The sequence below is a fragment of the Nocardia higoensis genome, from assembly GCF_015477835.1.
GTDB lineage: Bacteria > Actinomycetota > Actinomycetes > Mycobacteriales > Mycobacteriaceae > Nocardia > Nocardia higoensis_A.
This window is the reverse complement of the sequence record NZ_JADLQN010000009.1, coordinates 24,673-45,349: the sequence shown is the minus strand read 5'-3', so window position 1 is coordinate 45,349 and position 20,677 is coordinate 24,673. Positions and strand designations below refer to the sequence as shown.

Annotated in this window: 11 protein-coding genes; all 11 read right to left on the bottom strand. The window is 71.3% G+C overall.

Annotated elements, in window-relative coordinates; all coding sequences use genetic code 11:
* Nucleotides 1-10: 10 nt before the first annotated feature.
* The 11 genes from IU449_RS26400 to IU449_RS26350 all read right to left on the bottom strand — a co-directional run bounded on the left by IU449_RS26400 (nt 11) and on the right by IU449_RS26350 (nt 20,605).
* Entirely contained in the window at nt 11-967 is a 957-nt protein-coding gene (locus IU449_RS26400; protein ID WP_195004868.1) for an endonuclease/exonuclease/phosphatase family protein, read from the bottom strand.
* 247 nt (nt 968-1,214) lie between these two features.
* Nucleotides 1,215-2,594: an acetyl-CoA carboxylase biotin carboxylase subunit gene (locus tag IU449_RS26395; protein ID WP_324188451.1), complete on the bottom strand. Its 1,380-nt coding sequence runs from the start codon at nt 2,592-2,594 to the stop codon at nt 1,215-1,217.
* Nucleotides 2,591-3,148: an acetyl-CoA carboxylase biotin carboxyl carrier protein gene (locus tag IU449_RS26390; protein WP_228805777.1), complete on the bottom strand. Its 558-nt coding sequence runs from the start codon at nt 3,146-3,148 to the stop codon at nt 2,591-2,593. The genes IU449_RS26395 and IU449_RS26390 overlap by 4 nt, the downstream gene beginning before the upstream one ends.
* Nucleotides 3,145-5,076: an acetyl-CoA carboxylase, carboxyltransferase subunit beta gene (gene accD / locus IU449_RS26385; RefSeq protein ID WP_195004867.1), complete on the bottom strand. Its 1,932-nt coding sequence runs from the start codon at nt 5,074-5,076 to the stop codon at nt 3,145-3,147. Before accD ends, IU449_RS26390 begins: the two co-directional genes overlap by 4 nt.
* 13 nt (nt 5,077-5,089) lie before the next feature.
* A complete protein-coding gene (locus tag IU449_RS26380) occupies nt 5,090-6,673 on the bottom strand; it encodes a PfaD family polyunsaturated fatty acid/polyketide biosynthesis protein (protein WP_195004866.1) in 1,584 nt (527 codons plus the stop codon).
* Entirely contained in the window at nt 6,670-8,886 is a 2,217-nt protein-coding gene (locus tag IU449_RS26375) for a beta-ketoacyl synthase (RefSeq protein ID WP_228805776.1), read from the bottom strand. Before IU449_RS26375 ends, IU449_RS26380 begins: the two co-directional genes overlap by 4 nt.
* Nucleotides 8,883-15,926 (bottom strand): SDR family NAD(P)-dependent oxidoreductase, encoded by a 7,044-nt coding sequence (locus IU449_RS26370; RefSeq protein WP_324188450.1) that lies wholly within the window; start codon nt 15,924-15,926, stop codon nt 8,883-8,885. Before IU449_RS26370 ends, IU449_RS26375 begins: the two co-directional genes overlap by 4 nt.
* A gap of 30 nt (nt 15,927-15,956) precedes the next feature.
* Nucleotides 15,957-16,559 carry an SGNH/GDSL hydrolase family protein gene (locus IU449_RS26365; protein WP_195004865.1) on the bottom strand — a complete coding sequence of 201 codons (603 nt, stop codon included), beginning with the start codon at nt 16,557-16,559 and terminating at the stop codon, nt 15,957-15,959.
* On the bottom strand, nt 16,556-17,806 hold the full coding sequence (locus tag IU449_RS26360; RefSeq protein WP_195004864.1) for an NAD(P)/FAD-dependent oxidoreductase: 1,251 nt from the start codon (nt 17,804-17,806) through the stop codon (nt 16,556-16,558). Before IU449_RS26360 ends, IU449_RS26365 begins: the two co-directional genes overlap by 4 nt.
* A gap of 104 nt (nt 17,807-17,910) precedes the next feature.
* A complete protein-coding gene (locus tag IU449_RS26355) occupies nt 17,911-19,587 on the bottom strand; it encodes an AMP-dependent synthetase/ligase (RefSeq protein ID WP_195004863.1) in 1,677 nt (558 codons plus the stop codon).
* Between the two features lie 73 nt (nt 19,588-19,660).
* Complete coding sequence (locus tag IU449_RS26350) at nt 19,661-20,605, bottom strand: LysR family transcriptional regulator (protein ID WP_195004862.1); 945 nt, start codon at nt 20,603-20,605, stop codon at nt 19,661-19,663.
* Between the last annotated feature and the right edge of the window lie 72 nt (nt 20,606-20,677).

The following is a 20,677-nucleotide window of genomic DNA, read 5'->3' as shown; positions in this document are numbered from 1 at the left end:
GGTTGGCAGCTCACAGCTTCACGTCGGCGATGAGCCCGAAGTGATCGGACGGGTAGCACGCTGGGGCGTACGGTTCGGTGGCGATCAGTTCTATGCCGCGTATCCCGTTTTCGGCGATCCGCGAGTTTGCCCATACGTAATCTATCCTCTTATCCGGGGCGTGGGAGGGGTCGGTGAATCCGTCGTCCCCGGGATGCAGACGAGGCCATAGATCGACGAATCCGAGTCTCTCGATTTCCTCGAATTCCCCGGATGCTGCGGTCGAATTCATATCACCGACCAGCAGGCAGAACTGGTCATCGAAAGGTCTCATGTAGTCGATGGTCTCCGCCAGGTTCGATTCGAAGGACGCGGAGTCGTAACTGAAATGACAGTTGAAGATGTGGAGGAGCGAATCACCCGCCCGGACGGTGACGTGCTGGGTCGCGCGCCTGTTCCGGTCCTGTGAACCCACTGCGGAGAGAAAGCGCGCGCCGGTTTCGAGGATCGGCAGCCGGCTGATCGTCGACAGTCCTTCCCACATCTCCCGGGGATATTTCCCCAGGGCCGGCTGCGGATAGTGCCGAAACTTGGTCGAGTCGGAACTCAGCATCGAATCGTAGAACATGGCGGGCTGTGTCACGATCGCACTGCCCCGGTAGTGGGCGTCCACGGAAATGCTCTGGAGGAGCTGCTCGCCCATGTTCTGATAGGTTCGCTTGGTGGACGCGGCGATCTTCTCGCTGTCGCGGTCCGGATCGAATCGCACTTCTTGCATCGCGATCACATCCGGCCGATGCTTGGTCACTATCGCGGCGATGGCGTCGAGCCTGCGCCCCCATCGGCTGTGGTCGGTGTAGTTCGCGAGATTCAGCGTCATGATCTTCGTCATTCGGATCAAGCCTCCCATTCCATCTCGTGAGCTCGCCGCCGATGTTCCTGCCGGCTCCTTTTCCTCCGGTTCGTGAATGCGGTCGGAAATGGGCATCGAACAGCTCCAACAGTACCGCGCCGTCGCACCCGGCACGACGAACTCGCCGTCCGCCACCGGGCCACCGCCCCTGTCGCCGTGGGCGCGCAACGGCTCCGACACGAACCCTTCACGTCTGCCGGGGCGGGCCGGGACGCCGGCGCGCGAGACGTCGATGGACGGCCCCGGCGCGCGGCATCCCGAGCAGAATCGTGGGCTCGCATTGCCGCATGAACACATGCACCCCCACGAGCGATGTCCGGTATCAGACGGAGATTCCGGCCCCCGCGATGATCTCACCGACCAGAGCGGTGTCGTGTCCGGCCGCCCGGAAGCGGGGATGGTCGAGGATGTCGTGCAGGAATTCCGCGGTGGTGGCGATGCCGCGGCCGGTGATGCGGGTCTCGGCGAGGGCTCGGCGCATCCTGGCGATGGCGGCCGGGCGGTCCGGCGCCCATACGACCACCTTCGCCAGCAGCGAATCGTAGTGCGGCGGGATGGTGTAGCCGGGACCCACATGGGTGTCGACGCGGACGAACGGGCCGCCGGGGAGGACACAGTCGGCCAGTGTGCCCGGGGCGGGAGCGAATTCGCGTTCGGGGTCTTCGGCGTTGATGCGGCATTCGATGGCGACGCCGCGCGGCGTGAGCTGGTCGGGGGTGAGCGACAGCGGTTCTCCCGCGGCGATGCGGAGCTGTTCGGCGACCAGATCGGTGCCGGTGACCATTTCGGTGACCGGGTGCTCGACCTGCAGGCGGCAGTTGACTTCCATGAAGTAGAACTCGTCCGCGGCCGGGTCGAACAGGAACTCGAAGGTTCCCGCGCCGACGTAGCCGACGGCGCGGGCGCCGTGGACGGCGGCCTCGCCGATCCGGGCGGCCAACTCCGGGGAGAGCCCGGGGGCGGGCGATTCCTCCACCAGCTTCTGGTGCCTGCGCTGCAGCGAGCAGTCGCGGGCGCCGAGGTGGACGACCGTGCCGTGCGTGTCGGCGAGAATCTGCACCTCGACATGGCGGGCCGAATCCAGATAGCGCTCGACATAGAGCCTGCCGTCGCCGAAGACCGCGGCGGCGTTGGCCCTGGTCTCCTGCCAGGCGGCGGGGAAATCGGCGCTCGCGCGCACCACCCGCATACCGCGGCCGCCGCCGCCGGCGACGGCCTTGATGATGACGGGATAGCCGATCTCGTCGGCCAGGGCGTGGGCCGCGCCGACGGTCTCGATCGGGTCTCGGCTGCCGGGCAGCAGCGGCAGCCCGGCCGCCGACATCAGCGCCCGCGCGCTGGACTTGTCCCCGAGGTCGGCGAGCACAGCGGCGGGCGTGCCGACGAAGACCAGGCCCTCGGCCTCGCACACCTCGGCGAAATCGGGGTCCTCGGACAGGAATCCGTAGCCGGGGTGGATCGCGTCGGCGCCGGTCGCCTTGGCCGCCTCGATGATCGCCGGGATGTAGGAGTAGCTGCGTTTGGCCGGGCCGGGGCCGATGCGGAAGGCGCGGTCGGCCATGCGCACGGCGGCGGAGTCCGCGTCTGCCGAGGAGTACACCGCCACCGTCCGCACCCCCAGTTCGGCGCAGGTGCGGATCACCCGCACGGCGATCTCACCGCGGTTGGCGACGAGCACCGTGCGGATCGGGCGCGGGTTCACGCGACCACCTCGAGCACCATGAGCGCGGCGCCGTACTCCACCGCTTCACCGTTGTCCACGAGAAATCCGGCCACCCGGCCTTCACGGGTCGCGACGACCGGGATCATCAGTTTCATCGCCTCGACGATGCCGACCTGCTGCCCGACCCGCACCGGATCGCCTTCGGTGACGAAGGGGTCGGCGCCCGGCTCCGGTGACCGGTAGAAGACACCGACCGTCTCGGCGACGAGCGTGAAGGTATTGTCGCGCAACGGCTCCGGTGCGGTATCCGCCGTGGGTGACGCCGGTTCCGGCGAACCTCCCGAGGAAGCCGGGCCCACCGAGGCCGATCGCGAGGCCACGGCCACGGGCTGAGTCGCTGCGGAGTCCAGGCCCGCGGTCACGCCGTCGCGGGTGATCTCCAGCATCAGCGGGCCGTTGGCCAGCGTCACCGAGTACGGCGCGGCCTCGGCCAGGATGGTCAGGGCGTGCCGGGCCAGCACCGTGAGGGCGAGGTCGGCGTCGACGGGGTCCATCGCGCGGATCGAGCGGGGGTGGCTGAGGGACTGGGTCATGACAACTCCTGATCGGTCGAGGTCGGCAATCCGAAAGCGCGGAAGCGGCGGCGGCGCCGCTCGAGCAGATCGGAGACGGGCACGGCGGTCAGCGCGCCGAGCTCGCGGCGGAGCACGCCGCGCAGGGTGACCGCCGCCGCGGTGGGATCGCGGTGCGCGCCGCCCTCCGGTTCGGGCACCACGCCGTCGGCGACGCCGAGCCGGACCAGCGACGTCGAGTCCACGCGCAACGCGGCCGCCGCCGCCGGCGCCGCCGCGGCGTCCTTCCACAGGATGGAGGCACAGCCCTCGGGGCTGATCACCGAGTACACGGCGTTCTCGCACACCAGCACGCGGTCGGCCACGGCCAGCGCCAGCGCGCCGCCGCTGCCGCCCTCGCCGGTGACCACCGTGACCACCGGCACCGGCAGGCCCGCGAGCAGTTTCAGCGATTCGGCGATGGCCGCCGCCTGGCCGCGCTCCTCGGCGGTGATGCCGGGATAGGCGCCCGCGGTGTCGACGAGGGTGACCACGGGCAGGCCGAGTTTCGCCGCCAGCCGCAGCGCCCTGGCGGATTTGCGGTAGCCGGCGGGGCTGGGCATACCGAAATTGCGGCGGGACAGCTCGGCGGCGCTGTGCCCCTTCTGGGTGCCGATCACCACCACCGGTGCGCCGTGCAGACGCGCCAGCGCGGTCACCATGGCCGGGCAGTCGGCCTCGAGGCGGTCGCCGTGCAGTTCCACGAACTCGTCGAAGGAGGCGGCGAGGTAGTCCAGGGTGGTCGGCCTGCCCAGTTCGCGGGCCGCCCGCACGCTCTGCCAGGCGTCGCGGTCCGGGAGGGTAGTCGGGTCCGCACGCAGCAGCGGAGGCTCGATCGCCGATTCACCGCGCGCCCAGGCGTATTCCTCGTCGGCCCGATTCTCTGGTTCGCCGATCCGTTCAGGCTCGTGGCCGAGCCGAACGGACCCGTCACCGACTCGAACGGAGTCGTTACCGGCCCGGCCGCCATCAGTCCGAACGGAGGCGAATCCGAGCCGAGCGGACACGGAACCGGTTGGATCGGAGTCGAGACCGCTCGGATCGGACTCGATGCCGGTGTCGGTGCCGGTGCCGGTGCCGGTGAGACCGGACAGCCGCTCGCGGTCGGCGAACAGCGACAGCACACGGGCGAGCCGGTCCCGCAACGTCGACCGATGGCAGATCATGTCCACGAATCCGTGCTCGAGCAGGAACTCGGCGGTCTGGAAGCCCGCGGGGAGGGTCTGCCCGATGGTTTGGGCGATGACCCGCGGACCGGCGAAACCCAGGCGCGCGCCGGGCTCGGCGATGATCAGGTCGGTGGAGGTGGCGTAGGAGGCGGCCACGCCGCCGTAGGTGGGGTCGGTGACCACCGAGATGGTGAGCACGCCCGCGTCGTCGAGGTGACGCAGCGCCTGGCTGGTCTTGGCCATCTGCATCAGCGCGAGAATGCCCTCCTGCATCCGCGCCCCGCCGGAGGCGGTGACGAGCACCAGCGGCACCCGCCGGGCCAGCGCGGCTTCGGCGGCGGCGGTCACCGCCTCCCCCACCGCGCTGCCGAGGCTGCCGCCGAGGAAGCGGAAATCCATCACCGCGAGCACCAGCGGCGCGCCGTCGACGGTGCCGTGCGCGCACCGGATGCCGTCGGTCATGCCGGTCTGGCGGCGCGCCTGCGCGATGCGCTCGGGATAGCCGCGGGAGTCGGTGAATTCCAGCGGGTCGGCCACCGTCGCGGCGGGGTCGATCCATCGGATGCCGTCCTCGTCGAGCAGGGCGGCGATGCGCTGGTCGGCGGTGAGCATGCCGTGGCCGTCGCAGTCCGGGCACACCCGGCCGGAGCGGTCGTAGCGTTTGGCGTAGATCATGGCGTCGCAGTGCGGGCACACCGTCCACGACGTCCCGGTGTCCGGGCCGGTCTCGAGCGTGGTCATCGCTGCTCCCTGGTCATCGCTGCTCCCTCGGTCGGGGTAGGAACTCGGCGCATTCGGCGGGCAGCCGCACACCCGCCGAACGCAACTGGGCGACGCGCGTCAGATACGCGGCACCCACCAGTAGCTGGTCGGCGATCTCGGCCACCTGCCGGTTCGGCAGCGCGGCCAGGTGGGTGCCCGCCGCCCAGGTGTTGAAGGCGCCCATCGCCGGGCCGCACCACACCTGGTAGTCGGTGACCCGGTCGGCCTCGCCGCGGATGCTCCACCCCGACGACAGCCCGAGATACCACCGGAACACCAGTGCCATCCGGCGTTTCGGGTTCTCGGCGGCGCCGGCGAGCTGAGCCGGATCGCGTTCGGTGAAGAAGCGCACGCAGTCGTCCCACACCTGGTCCACGGACCGCCGGAACAGCGTGCGCTCGAGATCCTCGCGCAGCGCCGCGGGCAGTTCGTCCAGCCCGTCATAGGCCCGATAGGTCTCGTAGAGCCGCTGGGCGCGGGTGGCGAACAGGGTGCCGCGGCGCAGTACCTGCACCTGCACGCCCATCTCGAACATGTCCGCCGACGGCGCCATCACGCAGTCGGCGAACTGCGCCGCCGCCAGCAGTTCCTTGGTGGCCGCGCACTGGGCGGCCTCGACGGTGGCCTGGTTCACCGAACCGGTGACCACATAGGCCGCGCCGAGCGCGAAGGCCGCGGCGGCCGCCGCCGGAGTGCCTATGCCGCCCGCCGCGCCGATCCGCACGGCGGCCGCGCCCGGCAGGGTGCGCGCGACCCGGTCGCGGGCGGCGATCAGCTCCGGCAGCAGCACCAGTAGCGGCCTGCGGTCGGTGTGCCCGCCGGAATCGGCTTCTGCGGTGATGTCGTCGGCCATCGGCACCTGTTCGGCCAGCCGGGCCTGTTCGGCGTTCACCTCCCCCGCGACCACCAACCGGTTCAGCAGCTGGGCGGGCGCGGGGCGCAGGAACGCCTCGGCCACCTCGACCCGCGAGACCTTCGCGATCACGCGGTGGGCCGAGACGATCCGGCCGTCGCGCCCGACGCTCAGCCCCGCTACCCGGTAGCGCACGACCTCGGCGGTGAGGTTCATGAACGCCGAGGCCTCCACGCACCGCACCCGGTGCCGCAGGCACGCGTCGACGATGGCGCGTTCCAGCGCGGGCTCGGCGGGACTGTGGATGAGATTGCAGGCGAAGGGCAGGTCGCCGAGCTCGCGGCTCAGTTCCGCCAGGGCCGCGTCGACCGAGGCGGGCGCGACGCCGGCGGCGCCGTAGGAACCCAGATAACCGGCCCGCGCCATCGCCGACACCAGGGCGGGCGAGGCGATGCCGTTGGCCATGGCCCCGGCCATATAGTTGGCCCGCAGTCCGTGGGTGGCGCGGAACGCGCTCTCGCCCAGCATCTCCGGGGTGAGCGGGCCCGCCGAGGCGAGCACGCGGGCACCGGGGACGGCCGATCGTTCGGCGGTGACCGCGATCCGGCCGTCGTGGTGCACGACCCAGACCGGGCGCGCGAGGTCGCGCAGGACGGCGGTGATGTCGGGGGCCGTCTCGGCGACGAGGCCGGGCGCGGTGCCCGTACGCGGAAGGGTGGTCACGGCTGTACCTCTCGTTCGCCGAGTTCGACGGCCAGATCGGTCAATTCGTAGATCCGCAGCCCCGGTTTCCACAGCGAGGCGTCCACCACGGCGGTGACGCCGTACCGGTCGCGGCGGATCTCCTTGACGTGCGCCTCGAGTTCGACCGTGCCGTCGGTGGGCAGGAACTGGCCGCGGTACCGCCAACTGAAGGCGATGCCCGCCGGAATGCGGAACACCGGGTCGGCCAGGCCGTCGGCGAAGCCGGCGTCGAGCATCCATTCCTGCACCGCGTGGATCACCGACTCCACGCCGAGCGAACCGGGGATCACCGGGTCGAGGTGGAAGTGGCGGGCGAAATACCAGTCGTGCGGGTCGATGGCGCGCAGTGAGTGCAGGTAGCCCGCGCCGTGGGTGCCACCGCCGTCCACCACCTCGACCCGGTCGATGAGGGCGAGGGTGTCCCGGGCGCACAGGGGTGCGGCCGGGTCGGCACGGCGAGCGGCCACGTCGATCACCCGGATGTCCGCGCCGGGATTCCCGGCCAGCCAGGTCGGGGCGGAACGCCCGCCGTCGAGGCCGGTCTGGTTGGCCAGCGCCTCGTCGCTGAAGTAGCCGAACATGGTCTCGCCGGTGTAGAACGGTTCGCCGTCCGCCGCCAGGGTGTAGTCGAAGGTCTGCAGCGAGGAACCGGGCAGGATCGTGGTGGACAGCAACCGCGAGTTCTGCCGGATCGTCTTGTCGCGCAGATCGACTCGACGCAGCACTGTCGCGGTGCCGCCGAGGTTGCGCAGACTCAGCGTCGTGCCCGGCTGGGTACGGGTGGGGCCCGCGTAGTAACCCATCAGCAGCGCCGCCTGCAGGGAGGTCTCCATGTAGACGAAGTGCGGCATGGATTCGTTGGCGGTGGCGCCGTAGTACCAGGAGTCGGCGGGCGAGTCGTACTCGGTGGTGTACGAGGCCGAGTCCAGCCGCCCGCGCGCGCCGTCGAAATCGAGCACGCGGTCGACCAGCAACAAGCCGCCGGTCGGCAGGCGGGTGGCGCGCACGCCGGTGTACTCGGCGAACTCCGGGCCCATCGCGACGGCCTGATCACCGCGCGCGAGATGGGCCATGTGGAACTCGTTGAGCAGCAGGGCGCCGTCCGGCAGGCCGGGTCCGACACCCGTGCCGCGCGGTTCGACAGCGGTGGCCGAGACCGCGACCGGCGTGGCGGCGACACCGTGCACGACCGCGCTCAGGTGCGGGCGCGGCACCAGATCGATCTCGGTGACGATCAATTCCAGCGTCGCCACTCGCGCGGGCTGCGCGCCCGGCCCCTCGGAGACCAGCGTGCTGCCGGACAGGCACAGTGGCAGGCCGGTGTAGAGGGCGAACACCTCGGCGGCCTGCGTCGCGGCGGCGCCGGGATCGCCGTCGAAGCGGGCCAGCAGACGGCCCCGGCCCTCGCCGCCGTACAGCTCGAGGGAGGTGATCTCGGTGAGCGCCAGCGGCCCGTGCGCGGCCAACCGCGCCTCGGAACGCACGCCCGGACGCCGGTAGGCCGGGCCGAACACGCCCGCCAGGTCGCCCTCGGCCAACCGACGCAGGGCGGCATGGTCGAGGTGGGTGCGCGCCGTGCGGGCCACCGGCTTGAACGCCCATTCGGCGGCATGCTCGAACACCCGCGATGCGGGCGAACGGTGATCGACCGGGGCCGCGACATCCGACATCGTCACGCCCGGCATCTCCACTCCCGACGCGGCCAGGCTCGGCATCTCCACGCCGGGCACGGCACCGACCGAGGTGTCCGGGACCGGATCGGGGCGACGGCTCCGCACATGCTCGTCCAGGACCGCGACACGCTCCCACAGGGCCCGCTGCATCGCCAGTTGCGCGGTGAGCGCCGCGCGGTGCGCCGCTACGACGCTCACGCGTATCTCGGCCAGCGGGTTGGGGATTCGGGTCGTCGGGACCACCGGCCCCCTGCGCACCCCGGTAGCCGGTTGCGCCACCGCACCCGGCTGCGCCCCCGCTCCGGGCAGAGCCGCCGGTTCCGACCGATCCCCTGCTCCCCGCAGCCCGGTTGCCTCCGGCTGCCCCACCGTCCCCGGCCGGGCCGCCGCTTCGGACCGCGGTTCAGGTCGTCGCCGAGCCACCCCGTGCTGCGCGGAGCCGGCATCGTAGGTGTCCTCGCCCGGCAGCCCGGGCGTCTCCGGGTCGAACGCGATTCCGTCGAACTCCAGGGTCGTCATGCCATCCACCGCCTCACCGAGGATTGGAACTTCTCCGTCAGATCGGGCGTCGTGACCACCACGACGTCCGTGAACCGTTGCAGGACAGTGCCGTCCGCGGCTGTGGCGGTGGCGTCCACCTGAGCGTCGTAGCGGCCCGCGCGGGCGTTGCCGACCACCAGGGTGAACGGTTCGCCGACCGGCAGCGGCCGGTAGTAGTCCACCCGGCCGATCCCCAGCGGCAGGCACGCGGCGCCGAGGAGCCGGTGACCGAGCACCGGCGGGCCCTGCAACATCAGGTCCGCGCGCACCGGATCGTGCAAACGGCTCGCGTACGCCCCACCCGCCACCGGCTGCGCGTCGATCAGGCATTCGAAGACGAGCGTGTCGCCGGTGTCGGCCACGATCCGGCGCAACCCCTGCAGTGCGGGAGCGTGGAACTGGATCGCCTCGCGGTAGATGTCGATCGCGCTGCCCGGCCCCTGCGGCGCCGGGTGGCGCGGCGGCTCGGCGGCTGCCGTCGCCAGTTCCAGCGTCGCCCGGAAGTGGGTGATGGCGCCGTCGTGGACGGTCACCCGCATGAGCAGGAGGTCACCGTCGGCCGCGCCTGGTTCCAGGGCGATGTCGAGGGTGTCGACCTGGTGGTCGAACACCAGCCCCTTCAGCACCTCGACGTCGCGTGCTCCCACCACGATGCGCCCCGGCAGCGTTCGTTCGGCCACATGCGCCATCGCGCCGAGCCCGAAGGTGGCTGGCAGCACCAGATGCTCGCCCACCCGATGTGCCCGGACGGTCGGCTCGTCGGTGATACCGCGCAGCGCGCGGCGGATGCGCACCGGCGTCGCGGGGACCGGCGCGGGTGCCGAGAGCCCTGCCGCCGGGCCGATCAGCACGACCGTGTCGTCGGCGCGGTCGGCGGTGAACTGCTCGGTGAACGCCGCCGCACCGATCTCCGGGGCCAGCAGCGCCACACCGAGCGCGCGGAAGTGTTCGCGCAGGGCGGGTGTCACCATGCCGCCGTCCCAGGCGCCCCAGTCGATCGCGGTGACATGGCAGTCCGGATGCGCCCGCCGCCAGGCGACCGCGAACCGGGACAGCGCCTCGTTGGCCGCGGCGTAGTCGGCCTGTCCGGTATTGCCGAACAGCCCGGCCACCGAGGTGAACAGGATCAGGTGACGTGGTCGGGGCACCGCGGCCGTCAGCGCGGCCAGACCGGCGATCTTCGGGTCGAGCACCCTGGCGATCGACTCGGCGGTTTTGGCCGGAATACGGGAGTCGGCCAGGACGCCCGCGCCGTGCACGATGCCGGTGACCGCCTCGCGCCACGGGGCGAGCGCCGCGCGCACCGCCTCGGTGTCGGTGGCGTCGACAGCCACGTACTGCGCGCGGTCGCCGAGATCGGCCAGGGTGTCGCGGATCTCGCGGCAGGCGCGGACGTCGGCGCAGGCCCGTTCGAGATCGCGCGGGGTGACGCCGGTTCCCGCCAGCGCCCGCACCGCCGCCTGCCGCAGGTCCGCATCCGCGACGCCGACCGCCCACTCCGGCTCCGGGGCGAGCTCGGTGCGGCCGAGCAGCAGGAACCGGGCGGGGCCGCGCCGGGCCAGCGCCCGTACGCAGGTCGCGGTGACGCCGCGAGCGCCGCCGGTCACCACCAGCAGGTCCTCGGCGGTGAGCATGGTGGCGGGCTGTTCTCCGGCGGGCCGGATGATCGTCACCGTGGGACTCGGGCCGTGACCGCCGGGGACCAGCGTGTGGCGAGAGCCGTCGGCGGCGACACCGACTTCGACGGTGTCACGCGCCGGGTCGAACAGTTCGGCCGTCACCAGTTCCGCGCAGCGTTCGGCGTCGGCTGCGGGGTCGATGTCGATCGCCCGGCAGAACAGGTCCGGACGTTCGGCGGCAAGGGTTTTCACGATGCCGCCGACACCGCCGAGCAGTGCGGCGACCGGGTCGGTCGCGGTGCGGAAGCCGAGCCCGCCGTCGAGCCGGATGAGGGTCACCACGGTCGCGCGGCCCGCTTCGGCGGACATCCCGGGCGTGATCCGGCCCGCCGTCAGGATCGTCTCGCCGAGCAGACGCCGGGCCGTGGCCCAGTCCGCGCCGCCGCCGAGGACTATCAGGCACAGGTCGACCGGGGCGCCGGCCTCGGGCAGTCCGGTCTCGCGCCGCACCGACCAGCCGCGGGCGATCAGTGCCGCGGCCAGCGCGTCGCAGGCCGGTCCGCTCGTGCCCGCCAGGTCGACGAGCACGGCCTCCGGGTGCTCCCGGTAGCCGCCGATCGCCGTGTCCACAGCAGGCAGCGCGACGAGTTCCACGGCATGCCGCGGCGTGACCGCCGCGGCCTCAGCTTTTGGGTGGACATCACCCCCTGCCGCCGCGCCGAGCTCGTCGACGATCTGATCCAGTGTGCGCAGCGTCCCCAGCTGCTCGGGGCCCAGATTCGGCAGGTTCGGGAACCGTTCCTGCAGGGCGCCGATCACCTGCACCCGCTTGATCGAGTCCACACCGAGGTCTGCTTCCAGATCCATCCCGGTGTCGACCATCTCGACCGGATAACCGGTCTTCTCGGCCACCACCTCACGCAACGCCTGCCGCAGCGCTTCCGCGGACTGTGCTCCTGCCGCCGAGCTCAGGGCGGAAGCCGATCCATCGCCGGCACTCGTGCCCGTGTCAGGGGCCGCGCCGGTCGAGCCGAGCAAGTCGGCGATCTGATCCAGCGTGCGCAATGTGCCCAACTGCTCGGGGCCCAGATTCGGCAGCTCGGGGAAACGCTCCTGCAAAGCGCCGATCACCTGCACCCGCTTGATCGAATCCACACCGAGGTCCGCCTCCAGATCCATCCCGGTGTCGACCATCTCGACCGGGTAACCGGTCTTCTCGGCCACCACCTCACGCAACGCCTGACGCAACGACTCCCCCGACTGCACACCTCCGGTGCGGCTGTCGACCGGTGGCGCGGCGTCGACGGAAGAGTTGTCCGTGGCGGTCGCGCCGAGCAGATCGGCGATCTGATCCAGCGTGCGCAGCGTGCCCAACTGCTCGGGGCCCAGATTCGGCAGCTCAGGGAAACGCTCCTGCAAAGCGCCGATCACCTGCACCCGCTTGATCGAATCCACCCCCAGGTCCGCCTCCAGATCCATCCCCGTGTCGACCATCTCGACCGGATAACCGGTCTTCTCGGCCACCACCTCACGCAACGCCTGACGCAACGATTCCGCGGATCTGCCCTCGACAGAAAGCGATTCCGGCGCGCCGTTCGTCGGGGCGTTCCCGACGATGGGGGCGGGGGCCGTTGCGGGAGCGGAGTCGGTGTCGTGGACAGAGATCGCGCCGCGGGCTGGACCGGCGTCGTGTTCGTAGTTCCACGAATCACGCTCTGCCGCAGTCCCATCGGCGTCGGCGGTGTTGCTCGCGACGCGGCCGTTCGAGGCTTGCGCGGCACCGTTGGAGTGCTGACCACCGGGCCCGGTCGTCAGCGCTTCGGGCCGAAGATCGGTCACCACGGCCTGTCGGCCCGACTCCGGCTCGGCAGCCTGCCGCTCTAACCCGGACACAGCGGGCCGCCGCTCGTGCTCGGGCGCCGCGGCGGCGGAGGCGGTGCGGCTCGCCGCGGCGGGACGGGCGAACCCGGCCTCGAGTTCGGCCAGCTGCGCCAGGACATCGCAGGCGCGGGTGTGGCCGGCGCTGATGGCGACGCCGTGATCCTTCACGGCCTCGATGGCGCGCAGGGTCGCCTCGTCCAGCACACCGCCGTCGAGGGCGCCGACCAGTGCGCGCGCCATGTCCAGCTGCCCGTCGAGGAACTGGTGGTGGGTGCGTAGGTGCTGGGCTAGCGCGCTGTCGAGTGCGTCGTCCGCACGGGGGCGCGGATGGGATGTCGAGTACACGGAGGTCTCCGATGTGTCGGTGGACGCCGAGGAGGCGGACGGGTTCTCGAAGGAAGCGGGGTGTGCGGGCGCCGCCGACGGCGCGACATCGGCGGCACGACCCGCCTGAGGGGTCGCGAGGGCGACGGCTACGCGCGCCGCCGGGACAGCGGCCGTCTGCACGGTCACGCGAGACCGATCCGCCGGTGTGGCGACGGCCTGGCCGGCGACCGGCGAAGTGGTACTCGGCATCCCAGAGTGCGCGGAGCCCGCCGCGCCGTGCGATGCCGCCGCACCATCCGATGCCACTGCGGCGTGCGATGCCACGGCCGCGTGCGCGATGGCAACGCCGGGCGAACTCCCGCCGCCCACACCCACCAGGTAGCCGTCGTCGAGTGCGGCGGCGTAGGCGGCGCGGCGCGTCTCCGGCACATACTCCGGGGCGGAGATGGTGACCGTCATCCGCCTGCTCGGCGCCGCGACCGCGGGGTCGGGCGCGATATGACGGTTGATCGCCTCGATGTCGAAGCCGAGCACGGCCAAGCGCACCGCCGCCCGGGTCAACGCGAGGTCGCTGTTGCCGATGGGACCGGAGTCGGTGGGAATGGCGATCACGTCGTCGCCGAGCGTGCGGCGCACCAGCGAGGTCAGCACCTGCTTGGGGCCGAATTCGACGAATACCGTGCAGCCCGCGTCGCGCATCGCGGTCAGGGCGGCCACGAATTCGACAGGCCGGCCGAGCTGGCCGGTCAGCACCTCGCGATTGGCGGCGCTGTCCGCGCCGTAGCGAGCCCCGGCACTGTTGGCGTACACGGGCGCGTCCGGCGCGCCCAGGGTGATCTCGCCGAGCGCGGCGGCGAAATCGTCGACCGCGTGGCCGACATAGGGGGTGTGGAAGGCACCCGAGACCGGCAGCGCCCTCGTGGCGACGCCGCGTTCGGCGCACACCGCGACGGCGACGGCCACGCCGTCGTGTCCGCCGCCGATCACCACCTGGTCGGGGGCGTTGTGGTTGCAGATCCAGACGTCGTCGATGCCCTCGACGATCTCCCGCGCGACCTCGATGGAGGCGTTGAGTGCCACCATGGTGCCTGCCTCGACGCCATCGCGCGGCGCCATCGCCGCGCCGCGCGCCTTGGCCAGGGCGAAGAAGCCGGGGCCGGTCAGCGCGCCCGCGGCCCACAGCGCGGTGAGCTCGCCGAAGCTGTGCCCGAGGTAGCCCTCGGCGCGGAATCCGCGCTCACGCAGGGCCTCGAACTGCCCGGCGGACAGCGCGCCGATGGCCGGCTGGGCGAATTCGGTACGCCGCAGGGCCGTTTCCTGTTCCGCGGCGGTCGCCTCGTCGAAGGCGGGCGGCGGGAACACCACCGAGGACAGTCGCACCGGTTCGCCGGCGAACACGTCGTTGGCGGCGTCGAACGCGGCGCCGACCGCGGGCTGGGCCATCGCGGCCTCGGCACCCATGTCGACGTACTGGCTGCCCTGCCCGGCGAACAGCGCGCCCGCCTTGCGGCCGGGCAGCGCCGCGGCGCGGAAGTAGACGCCTTCGGGATGGTCCCAGGCGACGGCGTCGGGATCGCGGACCAGTCCGTCCACCGCCAGTGAGCGCAGGTGCTCGGCGTTGTCGTCGTCGACCGAGACGAAGCCGACGCGGGCGTGCGTCTCGGGGATCGGGCCGCCGTCGACCGGCGCGACGCTGCGCACGGCGTCGATGAGCCCGGCCACGTCGGGCGCGTGCCACAGGTGCGCGCGGGCCGTGCGGTGCAGCGCCCGCTGATGTTCGCGTCCGGAATCCGCTTCTTCGAGCACGACGTGGAAGTTGGTGCCGCCGAAGCCGAATGCCGAGGCCGCGGCGCGGCGCACCGGCCGCTGCGGGTCGCGGATCCAGGGCCGGGTGCGTGAGTTCACGTAGTAGGGCGCGTCCGGTGGGGCGATCTCGGCGTTGGGAGCGCTCACGTTGATGGTGCCGGGCAACACTTTCTGATGCAGCGCGAACGCCAGCTTCATCAGACTGGCGGTACCCGCCGCGCCCTTGGTGTGCCCGATCTGGGATTTCACGCTGCCGAGCGCGGCGAAGCGGGGTTCGGGCGTCGCGTCGGACAGCAGCTCTTTCAACGCGGTGAGCTCGGTCCGGTCGCCCACCGGGGTGCCGGTCGCGTGCGCTTCGATGAGGCCGATGTCGGCGGGGGAGATCTCGGCGTCGGCGTAGGCGCGGTCCAGGGCGACGCGCTGCCCGCCCGCGCGCGGGGCGTAGATGCTCTTGGCCCGGCCGTCGCTGGAGGAGCCCAGGCCGCGGATCACCGCGTAGACGCGGTTGCCGTCGCGCCGGGCGTCGGCGAGTCTGCGCAGCGCGAGCATGGTGATGCCCTCGCCGAGCAGGGTACCGTCGGCGTCGCTGCCGAACGGCTTGATCTGCCCGGACGACGAGAGCGCGCCGACCTTGCTGAAGCACAGGTAGATGAAGATGGTGTTCTCGGTGTCCACGCCGCCGGTGATCATCATGTCCGCGCGGCCGTCCTGCAGTTCGGCGATCGCGGTCCGCAGCGCGGCCAGCGACGCCGCGCACGCGGCGTCGACGGTGCAGTTGATGCCGCCGAGGCCGAGGCGGTTGGCGATGCGGCCCGCGGTGATGTTGGACAGCAGACCGGGGAAGGAGTTGGCCTCCCACGGCGCGAACGCCGCGACGTACTTGGCGGCGATCGCCTCGGCATCGCGCTGGGTCAGTCCGACCGAGCGCACCGCCTCCTCGAGCACGGGCGTGGACAGCCGCGCGGCCAGCGGATGCATCAGCGGAACGGGTCCGGTGGTGCCGAGCACCACGCCGGTGCGGCTCGGGTCGTACCAGGACGAGCCGGTCGCGCCCGCGTCGGCGAGCAGGTCGCGCGCCACCCCCAGGCTCAGGGTCTGCATGGTGCTGGTGACCTCGAGCTGGTTGGGCGGCAGACCGAATTCCAGCGGGTCGAACTCGATGTCGGGCAGGAAGGCCCCGCGCCGCGAGTAGGTCTTGTCCGGTGTCGCGGCGTCGGGGTCGTAGTAGTCCTCCAGGCTCCAGCGCGAGGCCGGGACCTCGGTGGTGCAGTCGACGCCGTCGACGATGTTCTGCCAGTACTCTCGGTGGTTGCGCGCGTGCGGTAGCAGCCCCGACATGCCGACGATGGCAATCGGGTTGCGGGCCAGGCGTCTGTCGTCTGTCACGGAACGTTCCTCTCGGACCGAGCGGGTGTCTCAGGCGGCGACGATGGTCGCGGTGTGGGCGGCGATGAGGTCGGCGGCGGCCACCGCGAACAGGTGGTGGCCGAAGGGGGCGGGGTGCAGGCCGTCGGCGGTCCAGACCTCGGGGCGCTCCCACTCGGGATCGCCCGCCAGGTCCAGGCGCAGCGTGCCGGTGTCGGCGGTGACGGTGTCGAGCACCGTGTTGGCGAAGGCGAACCGCTCACGCAGCAGGGCGCGCATGCCCGGCGGCACCGGCAGCCGGGCCGGGATGTCGGGGTAGCTCGCGGTGAACACCGTCGCGCCGGTGGCGCGCAGCGTGGTGAACAGGGTCCGCAGGTTGCGCTCGAACCGGGTCGCGTGGAAGTCGCTGACCAGGTCGTTGACCCCCACGACCACCCCGTAGAGCGAGGCGCGCGCCGAGAACGCCTGCGGCAACTGGGTTTCCAGCACCGCCGAGGTGGTCGCCCCGTGCTCGCCCAGGTTGCGCACGGCGGCGGGCCGCAGGCCGAGCTGTCCGCCCAGGCGCGGCACCCAGCCGCGGTAGCCGCCGCCGGGCGCGGCGTCGCCGCGCCCTTCCACGAAGCTGTCGCCGAGGGCGATCAGCGCGGCGGTCACGCGACCACCCCGTCCTTGCTGACGTGGCGCGCCTCGGCGGGGAAGTTCACCTTCTCGTACAACTCGGCCAGTTCCTGCTCGCCGAAGTACTTGTCCGGCGGGTAGATGCCCGCGATGAGGCCGAAGAAGTTCTTGATGTAGTCCGGGTCCATGCTGGTGGCCCGGAACACCGAATCGTAGTACGGGGTCAGGGTGAGTTCGGAAATGCTCAGGGTCAGCTCGAACGTGCTGGCGCTCTGGGCGTCGCGCTCACGCTGGTATTCGGCCAGCGCTTCCTCCATCGGGCGGTCGCCGGACAGGCCCTGGTCGGCCAGATCGGCCAGCAGCTGACCGTATTTGAAGGCGTCGGTGATGCCCCAGCCGGTGAACGGGTCCTTGTGGTAGCCGGCGTCGCCGACCAGCGCCCAGCCCGGACCGAACGACTGGCGACGGTAGTTGTCCGGGTACAGCATCGGCCGGAACGGCTCGACCCGAGTGCCCTTCTCCCGCAGCAGCGTGCCGAGCTCCGGGTCGATCTGCTCGACGACCTCCTGCACCCCCGCGTCGGGGTCGGCGCGGAACGCGCGGAACCGGTCGCGCTTGCGCATGACCGCCACCAGGGTCAGGCCGTCGTTGGTGGGCCAGCCGGCGAACTGCTGCTCGCCGAATCCGGTGCGGTGCTGCATCCCCCAGTCCACGCCCTCGTAGTAGGAGTAGTAGATGAAGCACGACCCGGGCGAGCCCTCGTAGGTCTGCGCGCCGACGGCTTTGGCCACCACGGAGTTCGCGCCGTCGGCGCCGACCACCAGGCGCGCGCGGAACTCCTGCTCGGGGCCACCGGCGACGCTGCCGCGAATGCCTGCCACCCGGTCGCCGTCGAAGACGAGTTCGGTCACCGTGAAGCCCTGGATCATCTCGGCGCCCGCCTCACCGGCAGCCTCGACCAGCACCTCGTCCAGCACCGTGCGACGCGGGCAGTACACGGCGTCGATGCCGTCGGCCGACGGGTTGGCGAAGCCCCTGATGTCGATGTCGGTGTAGGAGAAGTTCAGGTGCCGGATAGGAGGGCACCCGGTCGCGACGACACGATCCAGCAGCCCCCAGGACTTCAGGAAGCCGAGCCCGGCCTGATGCAGGTAATGGGTCGAGGGGGTGTCGCTGGGGAAGGTGGCCCGGTCGACGGCCAGGACCCGGTACCCCTTCCTGGCGAGCAGCATGGCGAGCGGCGCACCGGCCACCCGGGTACCGACAACGATGACGTCGTACATGTTCGCATCACTTTCCGGGAGAAGAAACTTCGAATTCGAGTCTGCGAGCGCGAAACGGTCCGAACCACCCCGGCAGGGGTCGTTCATCGGCCGATCGAAATCAGTTATCGCGCGACAGTGCGCGAGGCATAAAGGGCGGAGATGTCGTCCGCGTAAACCTTTTCTATCGCGGCGCGGCGCAATTTCCGCGACGAGGTGATCAGACCGTCTTCGACGGTGAAATCACCGTCGACGATCCGGAATGCGCGCACCGATTCCGCGCGGGAGACCAGCGCGTTCGCCGTCTCGATCGCGACGGCGATCTCGGCGTCGAGGTCCAGGTCCGGGTCGGCGGCGCGGCGGCGGCGCACCTGGTCGGCGTCGAGGGTGACCAGCGCGGTCACGAAGTCGCGGCCGTCGCCGACGACCATGCAGTTGCTGACCAACGGGTGCAGCCGGATCCGGTCCTCGAGCGGGGCGGGCGCGACGTTCTTGCCGCCGGAGGTCACCAGGATCTCCTTCTTGCGGCCGGTGATGCGCAGGTACCCGTCGGCGTCGAGTTCGCCGAGATCGCCGGTCCGCAGCCAGCCTTCGGCGTCGGCCATCGGCACGTCCGCGGCCGCGCCCCAGTAGCCGGGCGAGACGTGCGGCCCGCGGACCAGTACCTCGCCGTCCTCGGCGACGGCGACCTCGGTGCCGGGAATCGGCCTGCCCACGGTGCCCAGCCGGTGCGTCTGCACCGCGTTCACGGTCACCGCGGTGGCCGCCTCGGTCAGGCCGTAGCAGTTGAGCAGCAGCACGCCGAATCCGGCGTAGAAGCCGATGGTCGATTCGTCCAGCGACGCGCCGCCGGAGATCACGCCGCGCAGCCGGCCGCCGAGCGCGTCGGAGACCGGGTGCGACACCGGTTCGGGCACCTGCCCGGCGCGCAGCAGCTCGAGCCCGCGCGCCACCGCGGCGTCCTCTTCCCCGGCGTCGGAAAGCTTGGTGCGGCAGTACTTGCGGATCTTCTCCAGCCCGTAGGGGATCATCGCGAGGAAGGTGGGGCGCAACGCGGGCAGGGCGGGCACCAGATCCGGGATGGCGGGCAGCAGGTGGGTGCGGCTGCCGCCGAACAGGCAGGCGAACAGGATCGTCTGACCGAACACGTGCGCCAGCGGCAGCGCGAGCACCGTCGTCCCGTCGAACAGGTCGCCGGTGCGGTGCACGGTGTTGGCGGAGGAGACGAACATGTTGCGGTGGGTGATCACGCATCCCTTCGACACCCCGGTGGTGCCGCTGGTGTAGACGATCATCGCGGGGTCGTCGGCCCGCACCGCCGCGATCACTCGGTCCAGCTCGGGGCTTTCCGCGTCCAGCGACCATTCGGCCACCTGCGGGAAGGTCCACGCCTGCCGCGCGCCCGCGGCCCGCAGCCGGTCGGCGTCCTCGCCGGTCTCGGCGGCGAAGTGCGCGCTGCCGCTGTCGGCGAGGATGTGGGCGATCTGGGCCGGCGAGGACGTCGGGTACACCGGCACCACCACGGCGCCGAGCGCGAGCACCGCGCAGTCCAGCAACGCCCACTCCAGGCTGGTGCGGCCCAGCACGGCTACCCGGTCGCCCGCGTGCACTCCCCGGTCCAGCAGCGCGGAGGCCAGCGCCCGCACCCGGCGGTCGACCTGCAGGCAATCGAGCTGCGTGCCATCGGCGCCACACAGCGACAGACGCGTCGGGTGGCGCTGCGCGGCGCCCGACACCACCGAGTACAAACCCTCGGCATCCGCTATATCGAAACCATTTTCGGCCACGGAAACAGTGTTCACGGTGTAAATTCTGCGGGGCCGGTTCGGCGACCGCCGGACGCGATCGCGATTTCTACCGCGCGAATGTCATCGCCTATCCAGCGGCACGTGTCGGGACCGCGGAGGCAGTATCGACGTGCGCCGTATCCGAGAATTCCAGACATTCCAGCAACATTTCCACGGCCGGATTCCTGTCGTCCGCCCGCCACACCGCGTACAAATCGAGAGTGGGCACAGGGTCGAGCAATTTCACCGCCACCGAGCTGTTGCCGGGCGCGCCCATGCCCATCGATATCGCCCGCGGCAGCGAGGCGAAGCCGACCAGCGGCCGCACCGACACGATGTGGGCCGTGGCGCCGGGATCGTCGGCGGTGTGGGTGATCGCCAGCGAGATCTCGGTCTCCGCGGCGGCCCGGAAGATGGCGTCGTACATCGCCGGACACTGGTCCCGCGCGAAGAGCACGCAGTTCTGACCGGCGAGCTCGGCGAAGGGCACCCCGGGGCGCTCGGCCCAGCGATGCCTGCGCCCGACCACCGCCACCAGCGGAACCCGGTGCAGCAGCCGCCGATACCGGAACGCCGGCGAGCTCGGATGCCCGTAGACCAGGGCCAGATCGAGTGTGCCGTCGGCGAGGGCGGCCAGCTGTGGGCCGGTCCGCTTCTCCCACAGCGATATCTCGATGTCGGGATGTCGCTCGGTCATGCGCGTCAGCGCGGCGGGCAGCACATGTCTGCTCGCCGGCAGGTTGTAGCCGATGTCGAGGGTTCCCGACCGCCCCGCCGCGGTGGCCTTGGCCGCTTCCGCGGCCCGGTCCAGCTGGGCGACGACCAACCTGGCCTGCGCCTCGAACTCCCGTCCCGCGGGAGTCAGCTTGACTTCGTGGGAGTTCCGGGCGACCAGCTGGACGCCCAGTGATTTCTCCAGCTTCTGCAGCTGGGCGCTGAGGCTCGGCTGGGTGAGATGCAAGCGCTGCGCCGCGCGGCCGAAGTGTAGTTCTTCGGCGATCGTGATGAACGAAACCAGATGACGGAACTCCATTGCGCCTGCTCCTTCATTCAAGGTAGGGGCAACGCTAGTGGCGGGAGGTAACCGCCGATGAAACCCGCACAG

What these genes read in the sequence shown, in the direction of transcription:
- IU449_RS26400 (WP_195004868.1), bottom strand. Translation starts at nt 967, where the DNA reads ATGCCCATTTCCGACCGCATTCACGAACCGGAGGAAAAGGAGCCGGCA.
- IU449_RS26390 (WP_228805777.1), bottom strand. Translation starts at nt 3,148, where the DNA reads ATGACCCAGTCCCTCAGCCACCCCCGCTCGATCCGCGCGATGGACCCC.
- accD (WP_195004867.1), bottom strand. Translation starts at nt 5,076, where the DNA reads ATGACCACGCTCGAGACCGGCCCGGACACCGGGACGTCGTGGACGGTG.
- IU449_RS26375 (WP_228805776.1), bottom strand. Translation starts at nt 8,886, where the DNA reads ATGACGACCCTGGAGTTCGACGGAATCGCGTTCGACCCGGAGACGCCC.
- IU449_RS26360 (WP_195004864.1), bottom strand. Translation starts at nt 17,806, where the DNA reads ATGTACGACGTCATCGTTGTCGGTACCCGGGTGGCCGGTGCGCCGCTC.
- IU449_RS26350 (WP_195004862.1), bottom strand. Translation starts at nt 20,605, where the DNA reads ATGGAGTTCCGTCATCTGGTTTCGTTCATCACGATCGCCGAAGAACTA.